Raw genomic sequence first — 25,242 nt, 5'->3', positions numbered from 1 at the left:
AATTTCAAAAGGGTGAATTTTTGAGGTTTTTATAATAACTTTTCATGTATTTTTATTTTTAAAAATAAAAAAATTATAGTTCTGATAATTCCTCACCAATACTAACAAGTTTTTTTAAAACCTGAATATAATCCTCTTTTTGTTTTAACAATTCATCCCTGTGAGCGATGATTAAATTTAATTTTTCTATTTCTAGTTTTAATTTGTCAATTTCGGTTTGTAGTTTTTCGTTATTATTATAATAATTGTTATTGCCGTGATAATTTTCACCGATTTGATAGACCACGCTTTTGTTGTCTGTTTTTAGCAGTTCAAATAAATTCACCCCAAATAATTTAGCAATCTCGTCCAATCGCTCTAAGTTGGGCAAACTTTTGCCTGTCTCTATTTTGGCATAGCCTTGTCGTGTTAGCCCCAATTTTTCCGCCATTTGCTCTTGTGTCCACTGGCGGTGTATCAAGACACACCGTGTTTCGTTGGAGACGACAACTTAAAGAAACAGGCAATTTGTCTTGTAAAAAACCCACCAACAGACCCAGAAAGTTTGACAGAAAAGAGCTTCTTGCTTAGGTAGAAGCAAATCCTGACAAATACCTACGTGAAATTGGTGAAGTATTTGGGTGTGGTGATATGGCAATCCATAAAGCACTCAAAGCAATGAACATTACTCTTAAAAAAAAGACCACAACCCACAAAGAGCAAGACCCAAACAAAGTCAAAGACTTCCAAGACAAATTAACACAACTACAAGCTACGTCCAAACAAGGTTACGAGCTTGTCTATATAGATGAGACAGGCATTGATACTTACTTGCACCGTACTCATGCAAGAAGCCTAAAAGGTCAAAGAGCCTATGATAAAGTCAGTGGCAGACGCTATCAACGAGTCTCCTTAGTGGCAGGACAAATAGGGGGCAAAGCCAAAAACCTGATTGCTCCACTCATCTACAACAATACAATGACAAGTGCTTTGTTTGAAACGTGGTTTGAACAAATGCTACTGCCTTGTCTTAACAATCACACCAAACAAACAGGCAAGCCTTGTATCATCATCTTAGACAATGCAAGATTTCACAGAATGAAACACTTGCAAGCGCTTATCAATAACATACCATACAAACACATCATCTTACCACTACCACCTTACTCACCCAAGCTAAACCCAATAGAGCAAACTTGGGCAACGATTAAGAGATGACTTAGAAGTCATTTGTCAGAGTTTGATACAATCGAAGAAGGTTTGAAGTGTTATTTTGGGGTTTGGTGGGTGTATTTCCCTAAGCATCAAGATTTAAGCAAGTGGCATGAAAGAGATATTATCAGTAAAGTAAATGAACTCAATCATAGACCCAAAAAGTGTTTAAACTGGAAAACACCTTATGAGGTTTATTTTGATGAAGTGTTGCAGTTGGTTTGATAATTCAAGCTTAATTTAGTATGGGTTATCTTCCTATTTGTAGTATGTTACATTGTGTCATCTGCCACTGCCCCTTTTATTTTTAATGTATTTATTTGGCAGTGAGTACCGTTTTTATGTCGTCTATATCTATCGTGTTGTTGGTGGTTGTATTTTTTCTTGATGCTAGGCATTGTGGTTTGGGTGCATTGTCTAAAACAGCCTAACTTAAAAACGGTTAGAAGCGATGACATGAACGTCTGGCCGTTTGAGACAATGCTAATCATGACGGACAGTGAAGTGTTGTTTTTTAAAAAATTACAGTTGGCATTGCCTGAATTTCTGATTTTTAGTCAAGTGCAACTTTCACGCATCATTGAACCAAGTGATGAAGCAGGGCAAGATCGGCGGTTTTGGTTCAATCGTGTCTGTCGCCAGAGTGTGGATTTTGTATTAATTGATACAGACTGCCAAACAGTGTTGGTTGCCATTGAGCTGGATGATTGGACTTACGATAGTCAAGATCGCCAAAGGCAAGATGCTAAGAAGGATAAGGCGTTGTCCAGTGCAGGCATTCCCATCATGCGTTTTCATGCGGAGAAAATGCCCGGTATTGACATGTTGCGTGTTGATGTGTTGGAAGTTATTAGGCAATTTGGATAGTCCAGCAGTGAGGTTGACTTGACAAAAAGAATAATAATAAGTATCATTTATTTTCTTATCCCTATCCTAACTGCCCATAGTTGCCATGCGTTTTCCATTTTGCCGATTAGTCTTATCTGTTTTCTTGTTTTCTGTTCATGTTGCACATGCTGATACGCAAGATGATCGCCGTCTACAATCAGATGTTAAGATACCTGACATAATACCACCTGTTGACTCAGCACTGCCAATACCACTACAGCCTGCTAACGCCATGCTGTCGGTAGATGAGCAGATGCTACTGACCAACCCAACCTTACTGTCTCGAGCGATGCTTTCGGTGCTGGTGGCTAATGATGTGGCTGGCACTCAGTTATTATTGCCCATCTACCAAAAACAGCCGAGTGAAGTCATTGAGTCTGAAATGGTTGACTGGGGCAGGGCCGTGTTGGCAGGTGCGCAAAGCAGACATGACAAATCCAGCAAGATTTACCAGTCGCTGCATGAACGATATCCTAATAATGCCCTATTTGCCGTTAGGCTGATCCAGAGTTTGTTTGCCAATCGTCAATATCTAGAAGCCAGGCAGTTGCTTGCAGAGCAACCAGATTATATTGTCCGTGAAATGCGTGCCTACCAAAAGGCGTTGACAAATCTAACCAAGCCATCGGTATATTTTTCTGGCAATGTGATTGTTGATAAAAACATTAACAATGCACCCAATCAGACCGACTTGGGTGGTGGCTGGACGGCAAACGCTGCTGAGCAAGCCCATGGGATTGCCATCAATGCAGGCGTGGAAAAGAAAATTTTATTCAAAGATGGCATGACGCTAGAACCTTCTGTTGCGATGAATGGTAAGTTTTTTAATGATGCCACGCATTATAATGAGGCACAACTTCGTCTAAGCACCAATGCCACCAAAAGCCATGCAGGCGGTAGCGTATCCATCTCACCTTTTGTGGAGACTACATGGTATGCTGGCGGCAAAAAAGGCGTTGATGAATTAAGGCATTTTTCAGACAGTGTGGGCGTTGGCATTGGTACCCAAAAACAGCTTGGTAAAAAAAGCCAGCTTGCCACCAACATTGAATTTGCCAAACATCATCACAACATCAGACATCACCTATCAGGGCATACCGTTGGTGCCAGAGCGACCTTTTCTACGCGTCCTAACTGGCTGGGGAGTGGTGGTTGGGTCAGTGTTGGTGCAGATTATCGACAGGCAAAAACCCGGGATAAAGATGACTCCTATACCCGTGTCGGCATACAAGGTTCAATTGCCAAGCAGTGGCATGATTTCGGTGTGCGTGGCAGTCTGAATGTTGCCCAAAGACGCTATCATGGACCGATGCCGATTTTTAATCAAATACAAACCAGTGATGAGTATTTTACCAACATCAGTGTTTGGCATAATAAGCTGAGCTATTTAGGATTGACGCCAAAACTAACTTGGCAATACCAAAAAAATGACAGCAACATCGCACTGTACAGCTACGATAAAAGTCGTGTGTTCTTAGAGGTGAGTCGCCAATTTTAAAAAACTTATATCATCCTTAAAATCAGCAAGTCTTGCACGATTGATGTCGTCTTGGTTTGTTGATTTTTTGTGTCATCGTCTCAACACGGCTTTCACCAATTTTGATTCGTCGTTCATCATATGATGCCAAAGGTGCTGGAGGCATACTTGTTGTTAAGTGAATTGTATTTACACGTTGCTTATCTTTCAAAAACATTGCACAAATTATAAAAAAGGTTTGCATTTTTAATTCTTTAACTATATAATAAGAATTGTTATTGTTATCATTATTTTGTCACTGGGATCAAATGATTGTTTTATTGTTTGATGCTGTTTTACTGACTTTTTAAAGTAGGGAGTGGTCATGCCTAAGAGTACCAAATTTAGCCTATTGCCTTTGGCAGTGGCTGTGACTTCATTGATGCTATCAGCCTGTGGTGGTGGCAGTTTTAATAACCCAAGCACCATTGTCATCGGTCAGTCTAAGATGATTGAGAAGTCTGACCAATCAAAGGATGCTTCAGCCGCTAAGGATGATGACAATGCCAATGCTGATACTAAGAATAAAGCAGACAGTCGCCTAACCATGCCAGTGTTGGGCAGTGTTTTGGCGATTCCAAAGCGTAATCAGGCTTATGATAAGAAAAAACTTACTCATCTAGAAGAGCATGTGCCACTTGATGAAAATAACATCACAACCGCTCATACCAACCCTTTGCCAGCTTTAACCAAAGAGTTACAAGAGCGCTATGAGGGTGGAAAGATATATCAGAGCGATGATAAATATAAGTTTGTAAAAGCTGGTTGGATTTTTACTGGTTTGCGTCCTGATGAGACGATTAAAACTGATGAGGATACAGACCAGCCTAAGCAATACACCAAAGGCGATGGCTATCTGTACTATTATGGCGACAATCCAACCACAGGGCTTGCCAAAGGTGTGGCAAACTATACGGGGCATTGGGATTTCGTGACTGATGTCAAGCGAGAAAGAGAGTCTACCATCACAGAGACGACAGGTCGCCAAGCGTTCGGTGGTGGTTCAGGCTATAAGATGGACAGTGGCTTTGGCGATGAAGTCGGTGCGACCAGCTTTGCCGAGCAAGTCTTTGGTCAATATGCACCAAGACAGGGCAATCATCGTGCGGTCTTTAAAGCTGATTTTGACGCCAAGAAGCTGACTGGCACACTATCTACCAAGCAAAAAGCGATTGCCAGCAGTCCAGAGACCTATGTAGACCGCTATGATATTGATGCGACCATCAAGGGCAATCGATTTGCAGGTTCTGCCATTGCTAAGAATACCAAAAGTAGCTTTCTAGAACCCAACTTCTTTAATAAAAATGCCGATAACCGCCTAGAAGGTGGGTTTTATGGTGAAAACGCTGAGGAATTGGCAGGTAAGTTTCTAACAAATGATAATTCTGTCTTTGCGGTATTTGCTGGTAAACAGGACAATCCAGAGAAAGTTGAGAAGCTTGAGCAGGTATTTGGTGGCAGCTATGTTGAGCTGACCCAAGACAAGGCTGTCAACCCTGCACAAAAGTCACAAGTGTTATCGCTGGTGAACTTTGGTAATGTCGACCAACTGCAATTGGGCGATCATACCATCACGCTCTTACCTCAAGAGGCAGGAAAAACAACTCAGCAATCTGTTAAACTGCCAACAGGACAAACAGCTGTCATTACCAGTTTTGGCAGCAGTGATGGCGTTCTAAGATTGGGCTCAGTAAGTAAAACTGCTAAGCCTGGTGCAGAGCAGAATGGTAAGATTGCTGAAAATGCTGAAACTACAAACAAATCTGGGGTAATATCTAAGTCTACCAAACCAACCAAGGATCAAATAGAATTTGCGAAGCAAAAATTGACTGAAAAGGTTGAGAGGCTAAAAAAAGATCTTTCTGATTTAATCGCAACTTACCCAAACAGCAAAGATAAATCTGCTCTAAAAAAACAAATCACCGATAAGGTTTTGGCGGGTTATGTAGATGTAAAAGAAAGGGAATATGCAGAAGATGACTTAAAAGAGCTCTTAAATGCTTTAGATGTGGCGGAAGAAAGAGCAAATGCAACGGAAGATATTTTAAATATCCTTATCACTGGCGACAAATATAAAACTGACAATGAGGATAACTTAAAAGAATTCTTGGTTCAAAGTCCGTTGGTTCAATCAACGACAAACCACACACAAGAGCAGCTTGCCATTGCTAGAGATAAATTAAAGGCACAGCTTGAAACCGAAAAGCAGGACCTAGAAGAATTATTAGCAACTTTTGTGATTGGTAATGAGATTCTTGGTGATGAAGATGGCGAAGAGATTGATGCTAAAGAGCTGGATAAACTAAAAGCACAAATCATCGATAAAATTAAAAATGCCTACACAGAAGACAAACGCACTGAGGTTGAAAAGCAGGCTAAATTATTAATTGAACAATTAAAAGCTGAAGATGAAGAAACAACTGCCAAATTGGTAGAATTTCTTGCCAAAGGCGACAAATTCGATGGCGAAAACATGGCAAATCTCACCGCCTATTTGCCACAAAACAACTCTTCATCTCAAGCTGGGTTTGGCTTGATTGGCATTGAAGAGTCGTTGACAGGGCTGTACCTGCTTGGTGAACGCACGCCAGTCAGCCAGGTTCCTGTACAAGGTCAGGCGAATTATCAAGGTACTTGGCATGGCAGAATCGGTCATCACTGGCAGTCGCAAGCAGGCTATGGCGAGTACGACGGTAAGGCAAAATTTGAAGTGGATTTTGGTACTAAACAGTTGACTGGCACACTGACTGAAAAATCAGGCATTGAGCCTGCGTTTAATCTAAAAGCCACAATTAACGGCAATGGATTTAGTGGCACAGCCACCTCTCGTTCAAATGGCATCTATTTGGATGAAGGTCGTCAGCAAAACCAACAAATCCTAACAGTTGAGAGTAACAATCTGACTGGAGCATTCTATGGCGAGAATGCCAAACATTTGGGTGGGTCGTTCAGTTTTGAGAAGACTTTAAATGATGATGAGACGGTTGTTGGTGGTGCGGTATTCTATGGCACAAGAACCAAAGAATAGCTAAAAACCACAGAAGATGAAAAGAAACAGAAGTAAGGATGAGACGATGAATTTTCGCCCAAAATATCTGCCGCTGGTCATCACGGCGATGCTGTGCAGTAGCTTGCCTGCATTTGCCAATAATAATGAGGATGATCCAAGTGTTGAGCTTGAGACGGTAACTATCATCATCAAAAAACGCTTGCATGCCAAATCTGAGGAGGTAACAGGACTTGGCAAAACCATTAAAACGATGGATGATTTGAATAAAAATCAAGTACTTTCCGTCAAAGATATGGTAAAAGATGTTGCTGGTGTGGCTGTTGTTGAGCAAGGTCGTGGAGCCAGCAGTGGCTACACCATTCGTGGTATGGACAAGAACCGAGTGGCGGTCAATGTTGATGGCATCGCTCAAATCCAGTCTTATCTGACCCAAAAACGCCAGTTTGGTGATGGCAGAGAAGGCTCTGGGGCAATCAATGAGATTGAACTTGAAAATGTCAGCGGTGTACAAATCAGCCAAGGAGCGAGTGGTTCTGAGACTGGCAGTGGTGCACTAGGTGGCGCGGTGAGCTTTCGCACCAAAAGCATTGACGATGTGCTAGATGCAGACGATAATTTCTCAGCCTTTTATAAAGGTGCATACGCCAGCAAGAACAAGCAAAAAATGCACTCCGTTGGTGCGGCATTACGCCATAAAAAAGCCGATCTTTTTGTGCAGTATACCGATCGTACCAAAGAGACCGTCAAACCGCATAGCGACATCTATCAGACCAATTATGAAGTGTGGCGTTGGGGCGGCTCTCAGGTGGACTTTGATAAGCAGGCAATTGCACCTACAAATGATCCAAAACGCCAATTTATCATCATCGATGAATGCCCTACCTATGTGGACAAAGACCCTAGCAGTGTGGCTGGCTGTACCAAGCCAAAGCTGGACATCAAGCCTGTATTAGAGACCATGGGTGCTAAAGAATACACTGGCGACAAGCGAGTATTGCCTGACCCTATGGAATACGATTCTAAATCTGTATTGATTAAGGCAGGCTTTAATCCTTCGTCTACGCAACGAGTTGAGCTTTTGACCGAAAAAACCACTCAAAACTATAACAGTCGTGATATGACCAAAACGGCCTACCACTTGGCCGCCAATCACGGTCGAGGTAATCTGGCACAATCGCCACTCGTTTATCGCGGACAAAGCCATCAAGAAGGCTATGTGACAGATGCTAAAATTGGACTTTGGACGCAGACACAGTTTTTTGATGAAAAACACGATAAAAGTCGTTATGGTATCAACTATCGTTACCAAAGTCCTAAAGATTTTCGTTGGTTTGATGAGTTGAATTTAAGTGTTGATAAGCAAACTGTCACCATCGATCATCTGCAAATTGAGAAATACTGTTCGCCTTATCCTACGGTTGATAGAAACTGTACACCCAGTGCAGACAAACCAAATTCTGCCGAACGCCAAAATCGTAAAGTATACAGTGAGGACCATTTGCTGTGGCGAGGAGATTTCTCCAAAAATCTATCAGGCGACATCATCAATCATCGTCTCAATTTAGGTTTTGGCTTAGATAAATTCCGTTCCAATCTATGGATTGGTGATATTAAAGAGCGATATCATCGTTTAGACTTTAAGTTTGTAGATGACATCAAAGATTCAAATGGCAACTTTATTGAAGCCTACCGAATTAATCAGTATCAAGAGGGTACGGACATTTGCCAAGAAGCTCAGCAGTATTTAGGCGAAGCTCGCAAATGTGGCGACAGACCAATCACAGGTCATAATGCTTATGCCACCTTTAAAGATACGATCTCTATCGGAGACCTTGCGAACATTACCCTAGGTGTTCGTCATGACACCCATCGTTTTAACAGTGATGATGATTGGACTGGTACAGGCAAATATCGTAATTTATCTTACAATGGTAGTCTTGTGCTAAAACCAACCGATCATGTTGACTTGCTGTATCGCATCTCATCTGGCTATCGTGTGCCAAGCTTTAAAGAGCTGTTCGGCTACCGTTTAGATGGCTTGACCAAAGGGGAGAACGACGATCAGCATTACCGCACTAATGTTAAACCAGAAAAGGCTCGCAACCAAGAGTTTGGTATCGCTGTTCATGGCAATTTGGGTGAGGTTACGGCCACTTACTTTGATAACCGATACAGTGATCTGATTGACTTGACACTCAAAGGTGATCAGTGGGGCTATCGCAACTATCAAGATGTGCATCTGGCTGGCCATAGTGTTCAAGCTAAGGCCTATCTTGGTGAGCTTTGGGATAAGTTGCCTGTGGGTTTGACTGCATCTGCTAACTATCTAAAAACCAAAGTTAAAGATAGCCACATCAAAGAGGGTTTTGAGTACGGTTCTGGCTACTTCCTAGACACCATCTCACCTACTCGTTATGCTTTATCGCTTGATTATACTGCTGATAGCGATAAGTGGGGCTTGGGTGCGACTTGGATTTTTAGCGATGCTAAAAAAGACACTGAATTAACCACATTAGTCGCATCACCGAGCGGTACTTATGAAAAAGTTGCCACTACAGTCAATAGTAAGGCTTGGAGAACGCTGGATTTGTCGGCATTTTATCAACCAACTGATAATTTGACTGTAAGAGCTGGTATTGATAATGTCTTTAATTATCGATATAGCCCATGGGAGTCTTTGCGTCAGACCTCGGTTGTCTCTGGTAATCAGCATACTCAAGGATTGCCCAGCCAATATGCTGCCAGCGGTCGTAATTTTGTACTGTCTGTACAGACCAAGTTTTAAAAGAATCAATAAAAAACGCACTTTAACAGTGCGTTTTTTATTGACCAGTCATCTACTTTTATAAGATTTATGACATGAACCACAACTTTCGTTCATCTTACCAAATGCTTTTTCAACATCAGTAAAAGATTGGGCTTTGTCGGCAGCACTTACCAGTTCGCCGACAGCGTCATCAAACATCTGTGCTTTAAGTTTAAATCCTGCAGCATCCGTCCAAACGGTATCTTGTGCTTTGCCTTTTTCTGCATCATTATCAAAATGTGCCCAAACATGTGTGCTGGCCTGAATGGCGTCGGCTTGTTCCTTAAAGGCTTTTGCATCAAAGCGATCTTCAAAAAGCATGCTTTTCATAATATCGCTTGATATGCGCCAGTCTTGCATGATGTCTTGGCGAATACTGACATCGTTTGGTGTTGTGGGTTTTGAGCTACAAGCAGTAACGGTTAACACAGCGACAATCGCGATAGTAAGACCTTTACTGATTGGCAATATGTTCATGGCTTCCTCGCAAGGTGGCTAAAATAGAAAAATCATACCTGTTTTCACCAGCAGCTTGATGATGAATTCAGATGAGTTTTTCAATATAACACACAAAACATTGATTTTCAATGAAATTCATGAATGTTGCCTATGTTCAAACAGACCAATACGCTGTGTCCAATCACACGACCAATAACTATCAGGTTGGTTGTGATGCCAGCCAATCTCTAGGCTTTAAATAAAAGTCGGTCAGTTCAAATTCAGGCGTGCCTACTTCAGGCTCATAGCGATACGACCAACTGGCTAGCGGCGGCATGGATACCAGAATTGATTCGGTGCGTCCATTTGACTGTAGTCCAAATATTGTCCCACGGTCATAGACGAGATTATATTCCACATAGCGTCCGCGGCGATACAGCTGAAACTCTCGCTCGCTTTGAGTGTAGGCTTTGTGCTTGTTGTTCTCGAAGATTGGTACGATCCCTTCAAGATAGCCTTGCCCAACTGCCTGCATGAAAGCAAAACATTGATCAAAATCCCAGCCCATGCTGGCAGTATTCAGATCATCATAAAACAGACCGCCGACACCACGGCATTCTTTGCGATGTTGTAGATAAAAATATTCATCACACCAAGTCTTGAATCTTTCGTAGATTTGCTCACCAAATGGCTGGCATAAATCATGAGCGACTTGATGCCAGTGTATGACATCATTCATGTTGGGATAAAAAGGTGTCAAGTCAAAACCACCGCCAAACCACCAAATGGACTCACTGCCATTTTTTAGTTGTGCCACGAACAGTCGCACATTGGCGTGACTGGTTGGGACGTGTGGGTTCTTGGGGTGGATAACTAGCGATACACCCATTGCTTGAGCCTTTGCGCCGACAAGCTGTGGGTGTCTCTCGGTGGCAGAAGGGGGGAGCTTGCTGATGTGGATGTGGCTGAACATCACGCCGCCTTTTTCGATGACTTCACCGCCAGACATCACGCACGAGCGACCGCCACCGCCTTCGGCTCTCTCCCAGTCGTCGATGATGAACTTGACATCGCTGCTGCCATCAACGCCGCCTGATTTTTCTTGATTTTCTAAGGCGGTGCAAATTCTCTCTTGTAGGTTTAATAAAAATTCTCGTACTTGCCCAAGCTTGGCATCAAAATCTGTCGCTGTGGTGTTGCTGTTGTTAGTCATGATGTTGCCTACTGTATCTTTATTGGTGATTAATCAAGTGTCCCATTTTTGAGTCTTTGACATTGAGATAATCTTGGTTGTGTGGATTGACACCGACGATGAGCGGAACGCGCTCTACCACGTCAAGCCCTAGTGACTTTAGATCATTGACTTTATTGGGGTTATTGGTCATGAGTGATAATTTGGTGACGTCAACGTGTTTTAGCATAATCTCACACATCTCATAGGTGCGTGCGTCCGCTGGCAAGCCAAGCATAAGGTTAGCATCTAGCGTGTCATGCCCTTGGTCTTGCAGGGCGTAGGCTCGGATTTTGTTCACCAGTCCAATGCCACGCCCTTCTTGGCGTAGGTAGAGTATTGCCCCACAGCCGTGAGCCTGTATCATTTGCATGGCGGTGTTGAGCTGGGGGCCACAGTCGCATTTTAATGAGCCAAAAGCATCCCCTGTCAGACACTCAGAATGAATGCGAATGAGCGGAATTTTGTCGGGGTCGGTGGACGGCAAGCCGACACTTAGTAAGACGTGTTCTTGACCGTGTTCATTTTCAAATGCATGAATGATAAAATCGCCATGCACGGTAGGCAGATTGGCTTTGCTGATAAATTGGTACAAAATTTTCCCCAAAACGTATAATAAATGGTAAATTGTGAATAATTTGTGAATTAAATGGTGCTACTATGGCAAATTAAAAGGCTATCTTGTAAAATAAGCCCCTGATTCAAGTTTGGCTTTGCCATTGCCAAGTTTGGCATTATACCGCAAAAATTGTTATAACTTAACATAACTTTTTAAAGACAACTTTTAAAAAATCAAAATCTGGAATACTAGCCCCATGCCAACTTCTGCCCACGCACCACGCACCTTCACGCACCTGCCCACGTCTCGCCCCACGACACCCCTTTTGGATAAGGTTAGCTTGCCCAAAGATTTAAAGGGGTTAAACACCGATGAGCTGTGCCAATTATCGGACGAACTCCGTGAATATTTGCTTTACTCGGTCGGTCAAAGTGGTGGGCATTTTGGAGCAAATTTGGGCGTGGTGGAGCTGACGGTTGCTCTGCACGCCAGTTATGATACACCTTATGATAAGCTTGTTTGGGATGTTGGGCATCAGGCGTACGCCCATAAGGTGCTGACAGGTCGGCGTGATGAGCTAATTCGTATCCGTGCCAAAGGCGGTCTGACGGCATTTCCCGAGCGGAGCGAGAGCGAGTACGACACCTTTGGCGTAGGGCATAGTTCCACGTCCATATCGGCAGGACTTGGCATGAGCCTTGCGAGCCGTATCAAGGGCGAAAACCGCAAGGTTGTGGCGGTCATCGGAGACGGGGCGATGACGGGGGGCATGGCGTTTGAAGCGATGAATGATGCGGTGCAACAAAATGCCGATTTGACGGTGGTGCTAAATGACAATGACATGTCAATCTCGCAAGCGATTGGCGGATTTAGTCGCCATTTGGCACGGCTGTGGCAACGTGGGCTTGCCTTTGACATTGACAAACACGGCAATATCTTGATGATAAAGCGTGAGATTAGCCCTGATGACAGACGGGTTCGCCACTATCTGCACATGGCAAATGGGGCAAAAGAAACCCTAGAAAAAATCCCTGCCAAACTGGGCGGTAATCTTGTGCAAAATATCGGCGGTCTTTTTGGCAAAAACGCTCCGCCCATGCCCTTGTCGGACAAAATCGCCGAAAAAGTGCATGACCATATTTTCCCTGATAATTTATTTAAGGCGATTGGTTTCACCTACCTTGGGCCTTTTGACGGACATGATTTGCCAAAACTTTTGCAAGTGTTTGAACGTGCCAAACAGTTAAAAGGGGCGGTGCTGATTCACGTCCATACGGTCAAAGGCAAGGGCTTTTTGCCTGCCGAGGCTGACCCCATTACTTATCACGCCATTGGCAAACTACCCAAAAAAGATGTGCTAAAAAAGGACAACGCTCCCAAAGCCAAAAAATATTCAGACGTTTTTGGCGACTGGCTTATGGATAACGGAGCTGAACCCCATATGGTTGCCATTACCCCTGCCATGTGCGAAGGCTCGGGCATGGTAGCATTCGCCAAGGCGTATCCTGCTAAGTTTTTTGATGTGGCGATTGCCGAACAGCACGCCGTAACCTTAGCAGGGGGCATGGCAACAGGTGGATTAAAACCTGTGGTGGCGATTTATTCTACCTTTTTACAGCGTGGCTATGACCAGCTGATTCATGATGTCGCCTTACAAAACTTAGACGTAACCTTTGCCATAGACCGAGCGGGGCTTGTGGGTGAAGACGGGGCGACTCATGCAGGCGTGTTTGATTTGGCGTATTTACGCTGTGTGCCAAATGTGGTGATTGCCACGCCAAGCGATGAACATGAATGCTATCATCTACTAAACGCTTGCTATGCTTATCAAGGTACAAGTGCCATTCGCTATCCTAGGGGTGTGGGCGTGGGGCGTGAGATTATTAAAGATGATGAAAAATTTGTCATCGGCAAGGCAAAAATCGTATGGCGGACGGATAATTTTACGGACAAATCAGACAAAAAAGAGACAGGCAAAAAAATCGCCGTTCTTGCCTTTGGTACACGCCTAAGCGACAGCCTATCGGCAAGCCAAACGTTCGCCCAAACGACAGACACGCCCATGACGGTGGTGGATATGCGGTGGGTCAAGCCACTTGATAATGAGCTGATAGACGAGCTTATCGGGCAGGGCGTTACGCATTTTATCACGGTAGAAGAACATCAGCGTATGGGCGGAGCAGGCTCGGCGGTGGGCGAATATCTGGCAAGTGTGGGCTATGGTGGTTGGCTTTTGCAGATTGGCATCGATGATGTGTTTGTCGCTCATGGCAGTCATGATGAGCAGTTGGCGGAGTGTGGACTGGATAAGGGTGGGATTTTGGCGAGATTGTCTAGCCTTGATATTGATAAATAATGGAATTTGACATATACTAATGTCATATACACTTATGGGAGAATGCCATGCAAACCAGTGTTTTTTTTAATAATCGCACCCAAGCGGTTCGCATTCCTGCCAAATTTCGCTTTGATGACGATGTCAAAGCCGTCATGATTAGAAAAGTGGGCAATGAGCGGATTTTGACCCCAATTGATGGTGTGTGGGACAGCTTTTTTTTGAGTGATGAGCGAGCGAGTGATGATTTTATGGCAAACCGCCCGACCATGCCAAAAAGCGAGCGATTGACTTTTGACTGATAACTAGGACGAATATGTTTAGTTTTATGCTGGATACCAATATCTACATTTATGTGATAAAAGAACGCCCCATAAAAGCATTAAACAAATTTAACCAATATGCAGGGCGGATTTGCGTAAGCAGTATCGTGGCAAGCGAGTTGTATTTTGGGGCGTACAACAGCCAATTTATGGATAAAAATCTACATCAAGTCGAAGATTTTTTATCACGTTTGACGGTGCTTGATTATACCGCAGAATGCTCGCCCCATTACGGCGAGATTTGTGCTGATTTGACCAAGCAGGGCAAGCTCATTAGTGAAAATGACATTCATATCGCCTCTCATGCACGGGCATTGGGGCTGACCTTGATTACCAATAATACCGATGAATTTAAACGAGTGTCAGGGCTTAGGATTGGTAATTGGGCGATTTGATTTATTAAATTTGGCATAATTTGGTTAAATGTCTTTTATGCCTAACAAACTTGATACTTGCCACGCCTTTATATCCAAGCATCATTGTGTTTGTGGTAAGTTTAAAAGTTTCTTGGGTATAACTATTTAGCTCTGGTTCAAAAAGTATGTTATAAAGAAAACCATTCGTGGTGAGCCATGCCTGCTCATAACGATTTTCCTACTCGCAGGCAGGTGCAGGGAGAACGGAAACCTAGTTTGGCATACTTTTTAGACTAATACCAAAATCAAGCAACATCAATCCGCCTTGCAAATCTTTGCCAATATAATCATCACTGTAAAAGAATAATATATAAGTAAAAACCAATGTAATTATAATATAAAATTATAAATTGGGCAAATTAAGGAAAAACAGACATGAATTTGGTAGTGGCAAATGGCAATGAGTGCTAATAAGTAGCATTGATGAATAAAGTTTGATAAAATTTATTAATGATTGTTTGATTGACTGACGTCATTTTCCATAACACGATTATCCACGCCAATGATTAAATTCCCCGTAATGTTCTTGATGTTTGTTTTGGGCATGAGCCACACGGCAATGGCTCATGAATGTGTGATGCCCAAAGCCAGTGAAGAGTACGACAGTCGTGAGTGTATCTCGGACGGGCTAATCAAAGTCGCCCAAAACGGCAAATATGGCATGATGGATGATAGGGGGATTGTCATCGCACCACTCATGTTTGATGAGATGGGCGTATTCTATGATGGCGTGGCTCGGGTGCAGTACAAAGATAGATTTGGCTTTATCAATCATCAAGGACTACTGGTCGTGCCACTAAAATATGATGATGTGGGATTTTTTAAAAATGGCACGGCATTGGTTCGCAGGGATGATGAGTATTTTATGGTGGATGGGCGGGGTCAAAGGGTGTTAGATGAGACACCTGTCATGCCAATACCTGATACGGTCGATGTGCCTGCCGTGGATTTGGCTCATGAGTTACTCTCTGGCGAGCCTGTGATACCAGAACCAAGCTACTAGGTTAATTTGGCAAGTGGTAAATTTTGGTCGCAATTTTGCCCGTTTTGGGCTATAATGGCCGTCTTTGTATGATGAATACAAAAGCATTATTTAAATTCAATAAACGTTTGTAAGGTGTGTTATGGAACCTATGGTGGTGATTGCGTCCGAAGTGGCGAAAAAAGTCGGTCATGAGATTTTAAAGGCTCATGAGAACCGTCATCGTATTGATTTGGGTGTTGAGTCCAAGGGGCTTGATGGCTTGGTAACGAAGATTGACCGTTATGCCGAAGAGCTGACCATTTCTTTGTTAAAAGAAAGCTATCCTAAGCACTCATTTTTGGGTGAAGAGTTTGGCTTACAAGAAGGTAAGGGGGCGGATGCTGATTGGTGCTTTGTCATTGACCCACTAGATGGTACGCAGAACTTCGTGCATGGCGTACCGCATTTTTGTGTGTCTATCGGCATTCAGCACAAAGGCGTGACCGAACATGGCGTGGTCTATGACCCTGTGCGTGATGAGTTGTTTACTGCCAGTCGTGGACGTGGGGCGAGATTGAACCAACGTCGTCTGTCGGTCTTAGAGCGTACCACGATAGCGGGCGGACTGTTCACCACAGGACATCCTTATGAACGCATGACGGGCGAGACTCGCACGAGCTTTATCCGTCAGCACTTTGCCAGTTTGGCGGTGATTTGTGAGCAGGGCGGGCAGGTTCGTCGTACAGGTTCGGCGGCACTGGATTTGTGCTATGTGGCGGCAGGGCGTTTTGATGGCTATTTTGAGATGAGTATCAAGCCGTGGGACGTGTGTGCAGGCGAGCTGATTGCCAGTGAAGCTAGAGCGGTGGTGGTTGACCACAAAGGGGCAAACAATGCCATGCGTACAGGTTCGGTCTTTGCTTGTAATGCCAAACTACTAAAACCACTCATGCAAGCGGTCATCCCGACATGGGAAAATGCATTGGCGTGATAAGATATTGATATTGTATTTAAAAATCAAAACCACCAAACAAGGCGTTTGGTGGTTTTTTGATGGGGCTGTGCGTGCCTGTCCCAAACTGATAAATATTATTTAACCAATTCAATCACGCCTTGGGCTTCATAATTAAGACGACTTTCACCGCCTTCATAGCTTTGAATGGTGGCGGAGTTGTCTTTTGCTTCAGCGACAGCATAACCCATCATGGGACTGACAATAAAACGACCGCCAGCATTGTTTAAGTCCACTTTTATGATTCTATAATCGCTCGCCCCAAAGGCGGTGCTGATGGTTTTGGCTTCATCGGTGAATTTTTGGATGGTTTGGGCTTTGAGTTCATTCTCTACTGTCTTTTGGGTGGCTTCGGATACACCAAAGTCAAGACTGCCAAGTGTCATAAAGCTTTGTAGCTCAGCGATGAGCTCACTGGCTTCTTCGAAGTTTTGGCTTTGGATGTTGATTGATGATGAACCTGTAAAGCCATTGATTTTGCCTTTGTTGTCATAGCGTGGGTAGGTGTGATGGCGACCTGTGGTGACTTTGACATTGGGGTATTTTTGGGCGATGGCTAGGGCTTTGTTGGCGTTGGTGTTTAGGGTATTTGCCAACGTTTTGGCATTGGCGTTGTCCGCTGATTTGGTGAGTGTGGCAGTCAGCTCATCGTTGGCGATGGTTTTGGCGGTCTCGACATTAAAGCTGATTTGGTTGTAGCTTTGGGCGTGAGCGTGAGTGCCTGCTAATGCCAAACTAAGCAGTAAGGGTATTGTTGATGCACGCATGAATTACTCCGTGATAGAATATAACAAAAACTAAATTATTGTAATACAATTTATTCTTGATTGTTGTGCTAATTTGTATCTGATTATTGCTTTAATGTAGGGCGTGCCTGCCCTTTATAACGCAATTTAAAATTTAGAAAATGTTGTAGCAGTACAACGGTGTTTTTGCATGAAAAATGGCTAAATCTTGTGGCTCGAAGTTAAAATCCTTGTTGATATTCCAATATCAACGGCGGACTTTTCCTTGAAAAACGTGCGATTTTTCTCATTTTTCATTGCAAATACAAAAGGCAGGCACGCCCTAACAAATAGCATGGATTTATTTTTTAAAATTATTTGTGAGGTTTGAGTGCTTTTAAATTGATAAAATTTAAAAAAATTTTCTTGCATTTTTAAAAAAATCATGTATAATTACTCTCGGCTTCATCGGTAGCTTCGCAACTTTGATTTATGAACCCCGCCAGGACCGGAAGGTAGCAACGGTAATAATCCCAAAGTGTGCCGAAGGTGTGCTGATGAAGTCATTTTTTGCCTAAAATTTGGCAATTCTCTTTTTGTAATCTATACTCCAATCCCAACTTAAAATCGCAACCTATTGATTATTAGTTAATTATTTTGTAAGTTGTTAGGGGGTGAATTGCAATTCACCCTTGATAAATCAAGCACTCATATAAAGTTGAGAATGGGGTAATCTATCCTGATACCATTTCTTTGGCACATTCCTGCGTACAATCTTCACCAATTATTTTTAAATTTCTCAATGTCCCGACGTTGTTTTTTGTCGGGTTTGGTAGATGGTCTGGCAAGGTTTTGTAATTTGCGTTGCTCGGCAAAAAACTCTCGAGTGGCAATGCTCTCATCTGTCTCATCGTATAGCGTTTGGGCGATGGTAGCACTGCCCCGATTGTCAGATAAGGCTTTGATGATGATGGTTTTTTGTTCTTGGACGTTGGCATGACCTTGGCGAATGGTTAGGGTGTCGCCCACTTGTAGCTCTTTGCTCGTTTTGATTTTTTGACCATTCATGTGGACTTTTCCGCCTTCTATCGCTTCTTTGGCAAGGGTGCGAGTGCGAAAAAATCGTGCCGCCCACAGCCATTTGTCGGCACGGACTTTATTTAGGGTTTGGGGTTCTTGATTGTTTTGGTTTTTCATGGGGTGTCCAGTATTTTTATAACATCAAAGGTTTCAAACAACAACCACATTTTATCATCAAATATCCCAAACCGCTCAAAAAATTCTTGATGAGCCGTCCGCCAAAAATCAAGCGACAAATCGCCTTCGCCTTCTGGACGTGCCAACTTTTCATCAACATCACAAAAGCGAATGATGAATTGGGCGGTGTTTTAGATAACACAGCGTGGGTGGTTTTGTCCGTCTGTGATGACTTGCAGGTTACCAACGGGGTAAGCTGGCTCGTCCAAATCCCAATGCAGAGCGGTGCAAGTGGCTCGCTTTTTGCCGTCTAGGACAAGCCCTACAAGTTCGTCCGCCATTTTGGGGCTGTCGCCAAATGACCAATGGGGCAGGGTGGTAATGTTTAAATTGTCGGTGCCGATATCGCCAAATTTGTCAAACATAGGTGCTTCGAATTTAAAAAATTGCCATTAGGACAACCCAATGGCAATCTTGAATTTATCAATTACATTTTCTCAACCGTCTTAATGCCGAGTAAATCCAAGCCTGTTTTTAAAGTCTTGGCGGTCAAATCCGCCAGTTGCAGACGGCTGTTTTTGGTGTCGTCATCTGCTGAGAGTATCGGGCAGGCTTCATAAAACGATGAAAAAATCCCAGCCAATTCATACAGATAGCCACACAACACATGGGGCGTACCGTCTTTGGCGACTTGGCGTAGGGCTTCTTCAAATTGCAATAATTTGACCACCAATGCTCGCTCTTTGTCGTCCGTGATGACAATCTCGCCTGTTAGTGTGTCAGGATTTACCCCTGCTTTGGCAAAAATAGAACGCACACGGGTGTAAGCGTACTGCATATAAGGGGCGGTGTTGCCTTCAAAGTTGAGCATACTGTCCCAATCAAACACATAATCGGTCGTGCGGTGCTTGGATAGGTCGGCATATTTGACTGCCCCAATGGCAACCGCATCAATGAGTGCCGTCCGCTCATCGGCAGTTACGTCTGGGTTTTTGCTGTCTATCAAGACGGTGGCACGGGCAACCGCTTCATCAAGCAGGTCGGCAAGTTTGACCGTACCGCCTGTGCGAGTTTTGAATGGTTTGCCGTCTTTGCCAAGCATCATGCCAAAATTGTGATGTTCTAATTTAAAGTTATCAGGCACAAATCCGCCAAGCCGTGCAATCGCCCACGCCTGTGCCATGTGCTGGGCTTGACGAGTGTCAGAATAGACAATGGCACGGTCAGCGTGCAAGGTGTGATAGCGGTAGCTTGCGGCGGCGATGTCGGTGGTGGTGTACAAAAATCCGCCGTCTTTTTTCTGAATGATGATACCAAGTGGCTCGCCTTCTTTGTTTTTAAATTCAGGCAGATATACCACGGTTGCCCCCTCATCTTCTACCGCCACGCCTTTGTCTTTTAGGGTTTTGACGATGTCAGGGAGCATGGGGTTGTATAGACTCTCGCCCATGATGTCTTTATCGGTTAGGGTTACGTTTAGGCGTTCGTAACTGGCTTGGTTTTGGCTCATGGTAATGGCAACAAGTTTTTGCCACATGGCGAGGCAATATTCATCGCCACTTTGGAGTTTGACCACATAGCCACGAGCTTTTTCGGCAAAGGCTTCATCGTTATCATAAGTTGCTTTGGCATCACGATAAAAGGCTTCTAGGTCAGATAATTCCATATCGGACGCATTTTCGTTTTGCATTTTTTCAAGGTAGGCGATGAGCATACCAAACTGCGTCCCCCAGTCGCCCACATGGTTGGCACGAATGACGGTGTCGCCCAAAAATTCAAGCACACGCACCGAGCTGTCGCCAATAATGGTAGAACGCAAATGTCCAACGTGCATTTCTTTGGCAACGTTTGGCGATGAATAGTCAATGACAACCGTCTCAGTGTGGTCGGACGTAATGCCCAAGCGGTCGGACGTGCGAGCGGTGTGGGCGGACTTGGCTAGAAAATCATTGTCAAGAAAGATGTTAATAAAGCCCGGCCCTGCGATTTCTAATTTTTCGGCAATGCCGTCCAAGGCTTGGCTATTTGCCAGTTCATCAAGCACTTTTTGGGCAAATTCTCGTGGGTTTGTGCCAAGTTTTTTGGCAACGCCCATCATGCCATTGGCTTGGTAATCGCCAAACTGGGGCTTGCCTGATTGCTTGATGACAGGGTCGGTGTCTTTGTCCGCCCCTGCGTTTATCATGGCGGTTTGTAGGTGGGTGTGAAGTAGGGATTGGATAGTCATGATAGCTCTTAAAAGTGATGTTAAAACTTAAAACGGGTTATTATACTAGAAATTTAGCGATTTGGGGAAAATCATCGCAAACCCTTTGGGCTAGTCTAGGCGTTTGCCTGTTTTGTCTATATAAAAAGTTTCGCCGTTTGGTATTACTAAGGTATTGCCATTTTCAAAACTTTGAACCATATCATAGATAGCAGGCATGACTATGTTTCCTGACTTATCTATAAAACCCCATTTGCCATTTTGTTTTACTCCTGCCAAACCGTCTGAAAAGCCCAAAATAAAATCGTATTGAATGGGAATAACCACTTTACCTGTTTTATCTACAAAACCGTATTTATTATTTTGTTTTACGAGCGCCAAACCGTTTTTAAAACCATAAATATCATCATATTCAATAGGAACAACCACTTTACCTGTTTTATCTATAAAACCATGTTTACCTTTTTGTTGTACTTTTGCCAAGCTCTTTGAAAAAGACCAAGCGATATCATATTCAAAGGGGATAACCACTTTTCCTGTTTTATCAATAAATCCAAACTTGCCATTCTGCTCTACATTTGACAATCCTTCTGAAAAATGCCGAGCATAATCATATTCAATGGTAATAACCACTTTGCCTGTCCTATCAACATAGCCATATTTGCCATTTTGTTTTACCAGTGCCAAATCTTCTGAAAAAACTCCAAACTTCATCATATCGAACAGGAACAATCACCTTGCCTGTTGTATCTAAAAAAACCGTATTTGCCATCTTGTTGTACTCTTATAGAGTCATTTAAAAAACTCCAAATGTCATCATATTGCACAGGGGCGACAATCCTGCCTATGTTATCAAGCAAGCCGTATTTATCATTTTGTTTTACGAGTACCAAGTCGCCTACTAGAAAGTTCTCCATGTCATCATAATAAATAGGAACAACTACCATACCTGTTTTATCAATATACCCCCATTTGCCTTCTTGTTTTACTCTTGCCAGTCCTTCTGCAAAATCCCAAGTCAAATCATATTGAACGGGAATGACGATTTCACCTGTTTTGTCAATAAAGCCATATTTGCTGTTCTTTTGTACAACCGCCAAGTCTTCTGATAAACAACCCACATAATCATATCCTGCCACTTGCGGTCTTTCACACGCTAAAGCGGATAAGGGTAGGGACAAAGCTATAATAAGGGGGTTTAAAAATTTTTTCATGATTTATCCTTGTAGTCAATGCGTTTGCCTGTTTTGTCTATATAAAAAGTTTCGCCATTTAACGAGACTTTGGCTTTACCGTTTTCAAATCCCCAAGAAGCGTAGTCATATTGAAAAGGTATGGCTATTTTACCTGTTTTATCAATAAAGCCATATTTGTTATCTAATTCTACAACAGCCAAATCATCAACAAAAAGAACAGCGCTCTGATATTTAAAGGGGATAATCACTTTGCCTGTTTTATCAATAAAACCCCATTTGTCATTTTGCTCTACACCTGCCAAACCCTCTGAAAAATGCCAAGCATCATCATATTGAATAGGAATAACGATTTTGTTCGTTTTATCAATAAAGCCATATTTATTATTTTGTTCTACGATTGCTAAGCCTTCTGAAAAATTGCCGACAAAATCATATTGAGCAAGGATAATAATTTTACCTGTTTTATCAACAACACCTTGTTTGCCCTGTTGCCATACTGTCGCCAAACCACCCTGCAAGCAACCAACATCATACCCTATTACCTGTGGTCTTTCACACGCCAAAGCGGATAAGGGTAAAAGGGATAGGGCGATGATAAGGGGGTTTAGAAGTTTTTTCATGGTTATCGCCAATTAAGATAAGTTAGGAAAAATAAGAGAAATTCTCCCTATCTTAGCGGATTTTGGATATAGAGACAAGCCAAAATGTACCCACAAAAAACCCTGCCAGTGGACAGGGTTTTGGGGTTCTTTAAGGCTTCTTTTTTAATCAGCTTCTGAGCGCCTGCTCGCCTGCCTTTACCACCACGCTCGGCTTTAAAGGCATGAGCGGGGCGACTAGGGCGACTTTTAGGACTTCATCAATGGTCTCAACCGATTGAATGGTCAAGCCTTCTTTGACGTTGTCAGGAATGTCGGCAAGGTCAGGTTCGTTGGACTTGGGGACAAGCACATGCTTGATACCGCCACGATGAGCGGCGAGCAGTTTTTCTTTGAGACCGCCGATTTTTAGCACTTTGCCACGCAAAGTAACTTCGCCTGTCATGGCGATGTCGGCACGAATGGCAATGCCTGTAAAGGCGGATACCAAAGCGGTGGTCAGAGCGATACCTGCGGACGGACCGTCTTTGGGCGTGGCACCTTCGGGCATATGCACATGAATGTCGGTGTCTTTGAACTTATCATAGCTGATACCAAAGCGTTCGCCCCCAGCTCGCACCACACTCATGGCGGCACGGATAGACTCTTTCATGACATCGCCAAGCGACCCTGTAAAGACAAGCTCGCCCTTGCCCTGCATGGTGGCGGTCTCAATGGTGAGTAGCTCACCGCCCACCGAAGTCCACGCAAGTCCTGTAATCCGCCCAATCTCAGGTTCTTTTTCTGCCAAACCAAAGTCAAAGGGTTTAACACCCAAATAATCAGCAATGTTGTCGTCCGTTACCGATAACGGCTCAATTTTCGTGCTTTTTTTGGGTTTGATGCCATAAGTCTCAACCTGCGAACGCACCGCTTTACGGCTGATTTTGTTAATTTCACGCTCCAAGTTACGCACGCCTGCTTCACGGGTATAGTGGCGGATAATGCTAAGAATGGCATCATCGGTAATGTCCAGCTCATCTTTACCAAGCCCGTTTTGTTCTAGGGCTTTGGGGGTGAGATAGTTGTGAGCGATGTTCATTTTTTCGTCTTCGGTGTATCCAGGCAGACGAATGACTTCCATGCGGTCAAGCAAGGCTGGCGGTATGTTCATGCTGTTAGCGGTGCAGATAAACATGACCTCGGACAAATCCAAATCTAAGTCAAGATAATGGTCGTTAAAGCTGTTGTTTTGCGACGGATCAAGCACTTCTAGTAAGGCAGACGCAGGGTCGCCACGATAGTCCTGTGCCATTTTGTCAATTTCATCAAGCAAAAATAGCGGATTTTTGACTTCTACTTTTGCCAAGGACTGTACGATTTTGCCCGGCATCGCTCCGATATAGGTGCGTCTATGCCCACGAATCTCAGCTTCATCACGCACACCGCCCAACGCCATACGCACAAACTTACGCCCTGTGGCACGAGCGATACTCTCGCCAAGCGACGTTTTACCAACCCCCGGGGGACCTACTAGACATAGGATAGGACCTCGCAGTTTTTTGACACGAGACTGCACGGCTAGGTACTCAACAATGCGGTCTTTGACATCATCTAGCCCATAGTGGTCTTTGTCAAGGGTTTTTTTGGCTTTGGCAAGGTCAATAGATACCTTGCTTGCCTTTTTCCATGGGGTATCTAGTATCCACTCCACATAGCCACGCACCACAGACGCCTCCGATGAGCTTGGGGGCATTTGCTTTAACTTTTTAAATTCGGTTTCTGCCTTTTTGCGGACATCATCAGGTAGGTCGGCTTCTTTTAGGCGTTTTTCAAGTTCGCCATCTTCTTCGTCCGCCCCGTCATTTAAATCGGACAGCTCGGATTTAATCGCTTTCATTTTTTCATTTAAAAAATACTCACGATGATTATTTTCCATTTGCTTACGCACGGTTTCTTGGAGTTCATTTTCAAGCGACTGCTCGGCATGATTGCTCACAAAAAACTCGGTCAGCGTGTGGTAATAATCCATGATGTCGCCATCTTCAAGCAATGTTTGTTTCTTGTCAAGGGGCATGGATACCCGAGTGGCGATAAAGTACATGAGTTCGGTCAAGTCGCTAATCTTGCCTGCCACACGGGTAATCTCACGCCCGTTGCGTAGGTTCTCTTCGGCAAAACTGGCAAAAAAATCCATCAATACCTTTTTGTGAGCGTCTTTGTCATCATCGCCGAGCGTGTCGGTAACAGGCTGTTCATGAAATACCGCCACAAAAGCGTTGTACGTCTCATCAATATCAACGCCTGCCACTTCGGCACGAGTCTGTCCTTCGATGAGTACCTTTAGGCAGTTTTCGTCAGCGTCGTGGGGCATGGTGCTAATGACTCTGCACACCGTGCCAAAGCGGTAGAGATTGTCGGTGTTAATCTCTTCTGACAGCGAGTCTTTTTGTGAGACCACAAGCAGATGACCATCAAAGCTCTCATTGGCAAGCTGTATGGCGTTAATGGACTGCTCACGTCCCACAAATAGGGCGATTTGCATGTGCGGATAGACCACGACATCACGCACGGCAAGTAGGGGCAAGGTTTGGTTATCAGACATGATAAACTCCAAATAAATTCTTATAATAATAAATTCTTATAATGTC

Annotated in this window: 20 protein-coding genes, 1 other RNA gene and 3 pseudogenes; 12 read left to right on the top strand and 12 right to left on the bottom strand. The window is 43.7% G+C overall.

Annotated elements, in window-relative coordinates:
* Nucleotides 1-73 precede the first annotated feature (73 nt).
* On the bottom strand, nt 74-460 hold the full coding sequence (locus LP107_RS10710; protein ID WP_228157782.1) for a helix-turn-helix transcriptional regulator: 387 nt from the start codon (nt 458-460) through the stop codon (nt 74-76).
* A 122-nt stretch (nt 461-582) separates the two neighbouring features.
* Here LP107_RS10710 and LP107_RS10705 point away from each other — a divergent pair.
* The 6 genes and pseudogenes from LP107_RS10705 to LP107_RS10680 all read left to right on the top strand — a co-directional run.
* Nucleotides 583-1,197: pseudogene (locus LP107_RS10705) on the top strand (IS630 family transposase); the annotation flags it as partial.
* Nucleotides 1,198-1,269: 72 nt separating this feature from the next.
* Nucleotides 1,270-1,416: pseudogene (locus LP107_RS10700) on the top strand (IS30 family transposase); the annotation flags it as partial.
* A gap of 162 nt (nt 1,417-1,578) precedes the next feature.
* The gene (locus LP107_RS10695; protein WP_228157828.1) at nt 1,579-2,058 is read left to right on the top strand and encodes a DUF2726 domain-containing protein; all 480 of its coding nucleotides are present in this window, start codon (nt 1,579-1,581) and stop codon (nt 2,056-2,058) included.
* Between the two features lie 124 nt (nt 2,059-2,182).
* Nucleotides 2,183-3,577 carry a porin family protein gene (locus LP107_RS10690; protein ID WP_264676131.1) on the top strand — a complete coding sequence of 465 codons (1,395 nt, stop codon included), beginning with the start codon at nt 2,183-2,185 and terminating at the stop codon, nt 3,575-3,577.
* A 343-nt stretch (nt 3,578-3,920) separates the two neighbouring features.
* Nucleotides 3,921-6,623 (top strand): transferrin-binding protein-like solute binding protein, encoded by a 2,703-nt coding sequence (locus LP107_RS10685; RefSeq protein WP_078274058.1) that lies wholly within the window; start codon nt 3,921-3,923, stop codon nt 6,621-6,623.
* Between the two features lie 16 nt (nt 6,624-6,639).
* Complete coding sequence (locus LP107_RS10680; RefSeq protein ID WP_264676132.1) at nt 6,640-9,390, top strand: lactoferrin/transferrin family TonB-dependent receptor; 2,751 nt, start codon at nt 6,640-6,642, stop codon at nt 9,388-9,390.
* Nucleotides 9,391-9,438: 48 nt separating this feature from the next.
* Here the strand turns inward: LP107_RS10680 and LP107_RS10675 are convergent, their stop codons facing one another.
* From LP107_RS10675 to ribA, 3 genes are all read right to left on the bottom strand, one after another.
* Nucleotides 9,439-9,888 (bottom strand): c-type cytochrome, encoded by a 450-nt coding sequence (locus LP107_RS10675; RefSeq protein WP_264676133.1) that lies wholly within the window; start codon nt 9,886-9,888, stop codon nt 9,439-9,441.
* A gap of 181 nt (nt 9,889-10,069) precedes the next feature.
* Complete coding sequence (gene hemF, locus LP107_RS10670; RefSeq protein ID WP_078274055.1) at nt 10,070-11,062, bottom strand: oxygen-dependent coproporphyrinogen oxidase; 993 nt, start codon at nt 11,060-11,062, stop codon at nt 10,070-10,072.
* 19 nt (nt 11,063-11,081) lie between these two features.
* A complete protein-coding gene (ribA, locus tag LP107_RS10665; RefSeq protein ID WP_208624078.1) occupies nt 11,082-11,675 on the bottom strand; it encodes a GTP cyclohydrolase II in 594 nt (197 codons plus the stop codon).
* A gap of 220 nt (nt 11,676-11,895) precedes the next feature.
* Between ribA and LP107_RS10660 the strand changes: the two genes are divergently transcribed.
* The 5 genes from LP107_RS10660 to LP107_RS10640 all read left to right on the top strand — a co-directional run bounded on the left by LP107_RS10660 (nt 11,896) and on the right by LP107_RS10640 (nt 16,668).
* The gene (locus LP107_RS10660; protein WP_078274054.1) at nt 11,896-13,995 is read left to right on the top strand and encodes a 1-deoxy-D-xylulose-5-phosphate synthase; all 2,100 of its coding nucleotides are present in this window, start codon (nt 11,896-11,898) and stop codon (nt 13,993-13,995) included.
* A 47-nt stretch (nt 13,996-14,042) separates the two neighbouring features.
* Nucleotides 14,043-14,276, top strand: coding sequence for a type II toxin-antitoxin system VapB family antitoxin (gene vapB / locus LP107_RS10655; RefSeq protein WP_112741908.1), 234 nt, complete (start codon nt 14,043-14,045; stop codon nt 14,274-14,276).
* A gap of 14 nt (nt 14,277-14,290) precedes the next feature.
* The gene (gene vapC, locus LP107_RS10650; protein WP_078274052.1) at nt 14,291-14,692 is read left to right on the top strand and encodes a type II toxin-antitoxin system tRNA(fMet)-specific endonuclease VapC; all 402 of its coding nucleotides are present in this window, start codon (nt 14,291-14,293) and stop codon (nt 14,690-14,692) included.
* A gap of 523 nt (nt 14,693-15,215) precedes the next feature.
* Entirely contained in the window at nt 15,216-15,716 is a 501-nt protein-coding gene (locus tag LP107_RS10645; protein ID WP_112741909.1) for a WG repeat-containing protein, read from the top strand.
* Between the two features lie 121 nt (nt 15,717-15,837).
* Complete coding sequence (locus LP107_RS10640) at nt 15,838-16,668, top strand: inositol monophosphatase family protein (protein ID WP_078274050.1); 831 nt, start codon at nt 15,838-15,840, stop codon at nt 16,666-16,668.
* Between the two features lie 98 nt (nt 16,669-16,766).
* Here LP107_RS10640 and LP107_RS10635 read toward each other — a convergent pair whose 3' ends face one another.
* Complete coding sequence (locus tag LP107_RS10635; protein ID WP_078274049.1) at nt 16,767-17,456, bottom strand: SIMPL domain-containing protein; 690 nt, start codon at nt 17,454-17,456, stop codon at nt 16,767-16,769.
* Nucleotides 17,457-17,880: 424 nt separating this feature from the next.
* On the opposite strand from LP107_RS10635, the gene ffs reads away from it, so the two are divergent.
* Nucleotides 17,881-17,977, top strand: an RNA gene (gene ffs, locus LP107_RS10630) — signal recognition particle sRNA small type.
* A 214-nt stretch (nt 17,978-18,191) separates the two neighbouring features.
* Here the strand turns inward: ffs and LP107_RS10625 are convergent.
* The 7 genes and pseudogenes from LP107_RS10625 to lon all read right to left on the bottom strand — a co-directional run bounded on the left by LP107_RS10625 (nt 18,192) and on the right by lon (nt 25,196).
* Nucleotides 18,192-18,611, bottom strand: coding sequence for an RNA-binding S4 domain-containing protein (locus LP107_RS10625; protein ID WP_078274047.1), 420 nt, complete (start codon nt 18,609-18,611; stop codon nt 18,192-18,194).
* Nucleotides 18,608-18,952, bottom strand: a pseudogene (locus LP107_RS14375) (ASCH domain-containing protein). The gene LP107_RS10625 and the pseudogene LP107_RS14375 overlap by 4 nt, the downstream one beginning before the upstream one ends.
* Nucleotides 18,953-19,098: 146 nt before the next feature.
* On the bottom strand, nt 19,099-20,838 hold the full coding sequence (argS, locus tag LP107_RS10610; RefSeq protein ID WP_078274045.1) for an arginine--tRNA ligase: 1,740 nt from the start codon (nt 20,836-20,838) through the stop codon (nt 19,099-19,101).
* Nucleotides 20,839-20,928: 90 nt separating this feature from the next.
* Nucleotides 20,929-21,549 carry a WG repeat-containing protein gene (locus LP107_RS10605; RefSeq protein WP_147287334.1) on the bottom strand — a complete coding sequence of 207 codons (621 nt, stop codon included), beginning with the start codon at nt 21,547-21,549 and terminating at the stop codon, nt 20,929-20,931.
* The gene (locus tag LP107_RS10600) at nt 21,531-22,031 is read right to left on the bottom strand and encodes a WG repeat-containing protein (RefSeq protein WP_078274043.1); all 501 of its coding nucleotides are present in this window, start codon (nt 22,029-22,031) and stop codon (nt 21,531-21,533) included. The genes LP107_RS10605 and LP107_RS10600 overlap by 19 nt, the downstream gene beginning before the upstream one ends.
* Entirely contained in the window at nt 22,028-22,633 is a 606-nt protein-coding gene (locus LP107_RS10595) for a WG repeat-containing protein (RefSeq protein WP_078274042.1), read from the bottom strand. Before LP107_RS10595 ends, LP107_RS10600 begins: the two co-directional genes overlap by 4 nt.
* 148 nt (nt 22,634-22,781) lie before the next feature.
* A complete protein-coding gene (gene lon / locus LP107_RS10590) occupies nt 22,782-25,196 on the bottom strand; it encodes an endopeptidase La (protein WP_078274041.1) in 2,415 nt (804 codons plus the stop codon).
* Between the last annotated feature and the right edge of the window lie 46 nt (nt 25,197-25,242).

This window comes from Moraxella bovis (assembly GCF_025985205.1).
In the GTDB taxonomy this organism is placed as follows: Bacteria; Pseudomonadota; Gammaproteobacteria; order Pseudomonadales; family Moraxellaceae; genus Moraxella; species Moraxella bovis.
This window is presented reverse-complemented; position numbering and strand designations above follow the sequence as displayed.

What these genes read in the sequence shown, in the direction of transcription:
- LP107_RS10695 (WP_228157828.1), top strand. Translation starts at nt 1,579, where the DNA reads ATGCTAGGCATTGTGGTTTGGGTGCATTGTCTAAAACAGCCTAACTTA.
- LP107_RS10685 (WP_078274058.1), top strand. Translation starts at nt 3,921, where the DNA reads ATGCCTAAGAGTACCAAATTTAGCCTATTGCCTTTGGCAGTGGCTGTG.
- LP107_RS10680 (WP_264676132.1), top strand. Translation starts at nt 6,640, where the DNA reads ATGAAAAGAAACAGAAGTAAGGATGAGACGATGAATTTTCGCCCAAAA.
- LP107_RS10675 (WP_264676133.1), bottom strand. Translation starts at nt 9,888, where the DNA reads ATGAACATATTGCCAATCAGTAAAGGTCTTACTATCGCGATTGTCGCT.
- hemF (WP_078274055.1), bottom strand. Translation starts at nt 11,062, where the DNA reads ATGACTAACAACAGCAACACCACAGCGACAGATTTTGATGCCAAGCTT.
- LP107_RS10660 (WP_078274054.1), top strand. Translation starts at nt 11,896, where the DNA reads ATGCCAACTTCTGCCCACGCACCACGCACCTTCACGCACCTGCCCACG.
- vapB (WP_112741908.1), top strand. Translation starts at nt 14,043, where the DNA reads ATGCAAACCAGTGTTTTTTTTAATAATCGCACCCAAGCGGTTCGCATT.
- vapC (WP_078274052.1), top strand. Translation starts at nt 14,291, where the DNA reads ATGTTTAGTTTTATGCTGGATACCAATATCTACATTTATGTGATAAAA.
- LP107_RS10645 (WP_112741909.1), top strand. Translation starts at nt 15,216, where the DNA reads ATGATTAAATTCCCCGTAATGTTCTTGATGTTTGTTTTGGGCATGAGC.
- LP107_RS10640 (WP_078274050.1), top strand. Translation starts at nt 15,838, where the DNA reads ATGGAACCTATGGTGGTGATTGCGTCCGAAGTGGCGAAAAAAGTCGGT.
- LP107_RS10635 (WP_078274049.1), bottom strand. Translation starts at nt 17,456, where the DNA reads ATGCGTGCATCAACAATACCCTTACTGCTTAGTTTGGCATTAGCAGGC.
- LP107_RS10625 (WP_078274047.1), bottom strand. Translation starts at nt 18,611, where the DNA reads ATGAAAAACCAAAACAATCAAGAACCCCAAACCCTAAATAAAGTCCGT.
- argS (WP_078274045.1), bottom strand. Translation starts at nt 20,838, where the DNA reads ATGACTATCCAATCCCTACTTCACACCCACCTACAAACCGCCATGATA.
- LP107_RS10600 (WP_078274043.1), bottom strand. Translation starts at nt 22,031, where the DNA reads ATGAAAAAATTTTTAAACCCCCTTATTATAGCTTTGTCCCTACCCTTA.
- LP107_RS10595 (WP_078274042.1), bottom strand. Translation starts at nt 22,633, where the DNA reads ATGAAAAAACTTCTAAACCCCCTTATCATCGCCCTATCCCTTTTACCC.
- lon (WP_078274041.1), bottom strand. Translation starts at nt 25,196, where the DNA reads ATGTCTGATAACCAAACCTTGCCCCTACTTGCCGTGCGTGATGTCGTG.